This window comes from Bradyrhizobium pachyrhizi, assembly GCF_001189245.1.
Lineage (GTDB): Bacteria > Pseudomonadota > Alphaproteobacteria > Rhizobiales > Xanthobacteraceae > Bradyrhizobium > Bradyrhizobium pachyrhizi.
The window spans coordinates 32324-36827 of record NZ_LFIQ01000118.1; the positions used below are offsets into that span (position 1 = coordinate 32324).

At 67.5% G+C, this 4504-nt stretch carries 4 protein-coding genes; 2 read left to right on the forward strand and 2 right to left on the reverse strand.

What is annotated here, in order from left to right; translation table 11 throughout:
- A partial coding sequence (locus AKL29_RS34040; protein ID WP_244482576.1) for an ATP-binding cassette domain-containing protein occupies positions 1–1125 on the forward strand: 1125 nt, incomplete at its 5' end.
- A gap of 112 nt (positions 1126–1237) precedes the next feature.
- Here the strand turns inward: AKL29_RS34040 and AKL29_RS34045 are convergent.
- Together AKL29_RS34045 and AKL29_RS34050 are read right to left on the reverse strand one after the other, a co-directional pair.
- Positions 1238–2080: a C40 family peptidase gene (locus AKL29_RS34045; protein WP_050387194.1), complete on the reverse strand. Its 843-nt coding sequence runs from the start codon at positions 2078–2080 to the stop codon at positions 1238–1240.
- A complete protein-coding gene (locus AKL29_RS34050) occupies positions 2073–3452 on the reverse strand; it encodes a leucyl aminopeptidase family protein (RefSeq protein ID WP_050387195.1) in 1380 nt (459 codons plus the stop codon). The genes AKL29_RS34045 and AKL29_RS34050 overlap by 8 nt, the downstream gene beginning before the upstream one ends.
- 207 nt (positions 3453–3659) lie before the next feature.
- On the opposite strand from AKL29_RS34050, the gene AKL29_RS34055 reads away from it, so the two are divergent.
- The gene (locus AKL29_RS34055) at positions 3660–4457 is read left to right on the forward strand and encodes a tetratricopeptide repeat protein (RefSeq protein WP_050387289.1); all 798 of its coding nucleotides are present in this window, start codon (positions 3660–3662) and stop codon (positions 4455–4457) included.
- Positions 4458–4504 lie beyond the last annotated feature (47 nt).

Below are 4504 nucleotides of genomic sequence, written 5' to 3' on the forward strand. Positions count from 1 at the left end.
GCGAGTTTGATCTGCGGGCCCCAGCTTTTGATCGCGGATGAGCCGACCACCGCGCTCGACGTCACCGTGCAGGCGCAGATCCTGGCGCTGCTGGCCGAGATCCGCGCGCGGCTCGGCATGAGCTTGTTGTTCATCACCCACGATCTCGGCATCGTCCGCCGCATCGCCGACACGGTCTGCGTGATGAACAACGGCAAGATCGTCGAGCAGGGGCCGGTCGAGCAGGTCTTCACCGCGCCGAAGCACGCCTATACAAAGGCGCTGCTCGCGGCCGAGCCGAAGCCCGATCCGGCGCCGCCGCAGCCGGGCGCAGAGGTCGTGATGTCGGCGGACAATCTCAAGGTCTGGTTTCCGATCAAGCGCGGATTGTTGCGCTCGACCGTCGGCCACATCAAGGCGGTCGATGGCGTCAGCCTCGCGGTGCGCAAGGGCGAGACGCTCGGCGTGGTCGGCGAATCCGGCTCCGGCAAGACCACGCTCGGGCTCGCGCTGCTCCGGCTGATTTCGTCCGATGGTCCGATCGTATTCCTCGGCAACGATATTCAGGGCCTGCGCTTCAAGCAGATGCGGCCGTTCCGCCGCGACATGCAGATCGTGTTCCAGGACCCGTTCGGCTCGCTCAGCCCGCGCATGTCGGTGGCGGACATCATTGCCGAGGGCCTTGAGGTGCACCAGAAGCAGCTGTCGCGCGAGGAGCGCGAGGCGCGGGTGATCAAGGCAATGAAGGATGTCGGGCTCGATCCCGACTGGCGCTTCCGCTATCCGCACGAATTCTCCGGCGGCCAACGCCAGCGCATCTCGATCGCGCGCGCGGTCGTGCTGGAGCCGAATTTCGTCGTGCTGGACGAGCCGACCAGCGCGCTCGACATGCTGCTGCAGGCCCAGATGGTCGACCTGCTGCGCGACCTGCAGCGCAAGCGCGACCTCACCTACATGTTCATCTCGCACGACCTGCGCGTGGTCGCCTCGCTGGCGAGCCATTTGATCGTGATGAAATCGGGCAAGGTGGAGGAGGAGGGGCCCGCCTCCGAGCTGTTCAGGAACCCGAAGAGCGACTACACCCGCGCGCTGTTCGCCGCCGCCTTCCGCATCGAAGCGGCCGGCGACGGGGCTGTGGCGACCTGACTGTCGTTCCGGGGCAACGCGCAGCGTTGAACCTCAGGTGCGCAATTGCGCACCGGGGAATCTCGAGATTCCGGGTTCGATGCTGCGCATCGCCCCGGAATGACGGAAGCAATTATAGCCGCTTGATCGCCAAGACCTCGCTGTCGGCGGCCTTGATCCTGGCGATGGCAGCCTGCGTGTTCTCCACCACCGTTGCCATGTGATGGGCGTTGGCGTGCACGATCGTTGTCGCGTCGCGCACGATGGCGACATGGCCCTTCCAGAAGATCAGGTCGCCGCGCTGTAGATGCTTCGATTCGGCGGCCGTCAATTCGCGGCCGAGGCCTTCCTGCTGCATGTCGCTGTCGCGCGGGCAGCCGGTGCCGGCGGCGGTCAGCGCGATCTGCACCAGGCCGGAGCAATCGATCCCGAGACTCGATTTGCCGCCCCACAGATAGGGTGTGCCGACGAATTGCTCGGCGATCGCAACGAAATCATCTGCCATCGTGTCGAGCGGCGCGAGATGCCGGCGTGGCAGGTGCCAGCCTTCGCGGGTCACCGCGAACGCACCGTCCTCGCGGACGATCGCGAGCTTCGTCCCCATCGCCAGCGCCTCGACCGGCGGCAGCTTGATCGAGGCGCCCGGAAACGCCAGCGTGCGCAGCGCCGTGACCTTGTGCGTCGGGACGGCGCCTGGCTTGGCCAGCGCGGCTTCGGGAATCCAGCCGACATAGCCGTCATCGGCGAGCTGGCCCCAGGCCCAGCCTTCGCCGTTGCGATCGTACACCGTGACGCGCTCGCCCCAGAGCGCCTGCGTCATCTGTTCGGCATCGCTCGCCGGCGCCTGGCGCAGCGGCGCGATGGCGTCGCCGACCTCGAGCACTTCGCCTTCGACGAAGCGCAAGGCCTTGACCTTGCCCTCGAGATATTTCGCCGCGAGGTCGGCGCGGGCCGGCGTCAGACGGGGGTCATGCATAGCGCTGGCTCAGCAATTTGTAGATCGCGCGCGCCGCCTGGCATTCGCCGCCTTCAGGGCGGCCGGGCCTTGCCGACGGCGTCCAGCCGTAGATGTCGACGTGCAGCCAGCTCCTCGCGTGCTCGACGAAGCGCTGCAGGAACAGCGCGCAGGTGATCGAGCCCGCGAAACCGCCTGACGGTGCGTTGGTAATATCGGCGGTCTTCGAGTCGAGCCAGGCGTCGTAGGCCGGCCATAGCGGCATCCGCCACAACGGGTCGTTCTCGCTCGTCGCACAAGATGCGACGTCGCCGGCAAGCGCCTCGTCATTGGTGTAGAACGGCGGCAGATCCGGGCCCAGCGCCACGCGCGCGGCACCGGTCAGCGTGCCCAGGTCGACCAAAAGATCCGGCGTCTCCTCATCGGCGAGCGCCAGCGCGTCGGCGAGCACCAGCCGCCCTTCGGCGTCGGTGTTACCGATCTCGACGGTGATGCCCTTGCGCGACCTGAAGATGTCGAGCGGGCGGAATGCGTTGCCGGCAACCGCGTTTTCGACCGCCGGGATCAGCACGCGCAGCCGCACCTTGAGCTGCGCGTCCATCACCATCTGGGCCAGCGCCAGCACGTTGGCGGCGCCGCCCATGTCCTTCTTCATGATGAGCATGCCGCTCGACGGCTTGAGATCGAGCCCGCCGGTGTCGAAGCAGACGCCCTTGCCGACCAGCGTCACCTTCGGATGGGCGGGGTCGCCCCAGCTCAGCTCGATCAGCCGCGGCGGCCGTGTCGACGCCATGCCGACGGCGTGGATCAGCGGGAAGTTCTGCGCGAGCTCGTCGCCGTCGATGCAATTGAAGGCAGCACCGAACCGCATCGCGAGGTCGCGCGCCACCTCGGCGAGCTCGGCCGGTCCCATGTCGTTGGACGGCGTGTTGATGAGGTCGCGCGCCAGCGCCGCGGCATCCGCCATCCGGATGATCTCCGCCGTGTCGACGCCATCGGGCGGCACCAGGCGGACCTCGGGAGCCTTGTTCATGCGATAGCGGCCGAAGCGATAGCAGCCGAGCGCGAAGGCGAGCGCGGCAAGTCTAGTGTCGTACGGCGCATTGGCGAAGCGGTAGATGCCCGGCGGCAGCAGGCCGGGCAGGGCGCCGGGCCGGAACGGATCGCGCGCCTTGTGGTCGGCGTCCTCGAGACCGAACAGCACCTGCGCGATGCCGCCGTCGGCCGCCGGCAGGACGAGCAATTTGCCCGCCTTGGCGGCAAAGTCATTGGCCGCCGCGAACTGGCGCGCCGGCGCCGGCAGCTCGCCCTGAATCGCATCCCATGTCGCCTTGGTGACGAAGGTGATCGGCGTGGCGGCGGTCGTGGGGGCGGTCTCGAACACGGATGGCATGCGGCTCTCGGCTGTTCTGGCGTCGTTGGTGGGCTACTACACGCCTTTCGCCACAGATGGTAGCGCGCCAACGGTTCACGCGACGTGCAGGGCCGGAACCGGAGCGTCGGCTGCCGGCGACGCCAGTTAACCAGACGTTAGGGTTAACAGTCTATTGCTGGCATGCTCGGCTGGAACCGTTCGCCCGATTTCGTGAGTCACAGTGCCATGTGTCGACAGTCCAATCTGACCCGGCATCTCGCTTCCGCAGCCCTTCTGGCGATCCTGGCCGCAGGGCTTGGCGGTTGCCAGACCATGTCCGACGTGGCGGGATCGATCACGTCGCGGTCCGATCCCACGCCCGATGATCCGCGCCGGGCCGTCGAGGCCTATGGCGAGCGCTATCGCAAGAATCCCAAGGATGTCGCCGCCGCGGTCGCCTACGGCCAGGCCCTGCGCATGACCGGCCAGCGCTCGCAGGCCTGCGCCGTGCTCGAGCAGGCCACTATCGCCAATCCCGGCAACAAGGCGTTGCTCGCCGCCTATGGCCGCGCGCTGGCCGACAACGGCAACTCGCAGGCTGCATTCGACGTGCTGAGCCGCGCGCACAGCCCGGACAATCCGGACTGGCGCATCCTGTCGGTGCAGGGCACCACGCTCGACAAGATGAACCGGCACGAGGAGGCGCGGCGCTATTACGCCAGTGCGCTCAGGCTGGCTCCGGACGAGCCGTCGGTGCTGTCCAATCTCGGCCTCTCCTACATGCTGACCAAGGATTTGCCGAAGGCGGAAGAGACGCTGCGCCAGGCCTATGCCAGCGCCCGCGCCGACACCCGGATCCGGCAGAACCTTGCACTGGTCGTCGGCCTGCAGGGCCGCTTCGCGGAGGCGGAAACAATCGTCAAGGCCGACCTGCCGTCGGATGAGGCCGCGGCCAACGTCGCCTATCTCCGCGACATGCTCAACCGCAAGGACGGGCCGCGGACCGCGTCGCGTGCGGCGCCGGTCGTCGCCAAGGACGACTAAACCAAACGCGGCAGCTCCGCCTCCCCTTGAAAAGGGGAGGTCGCTTT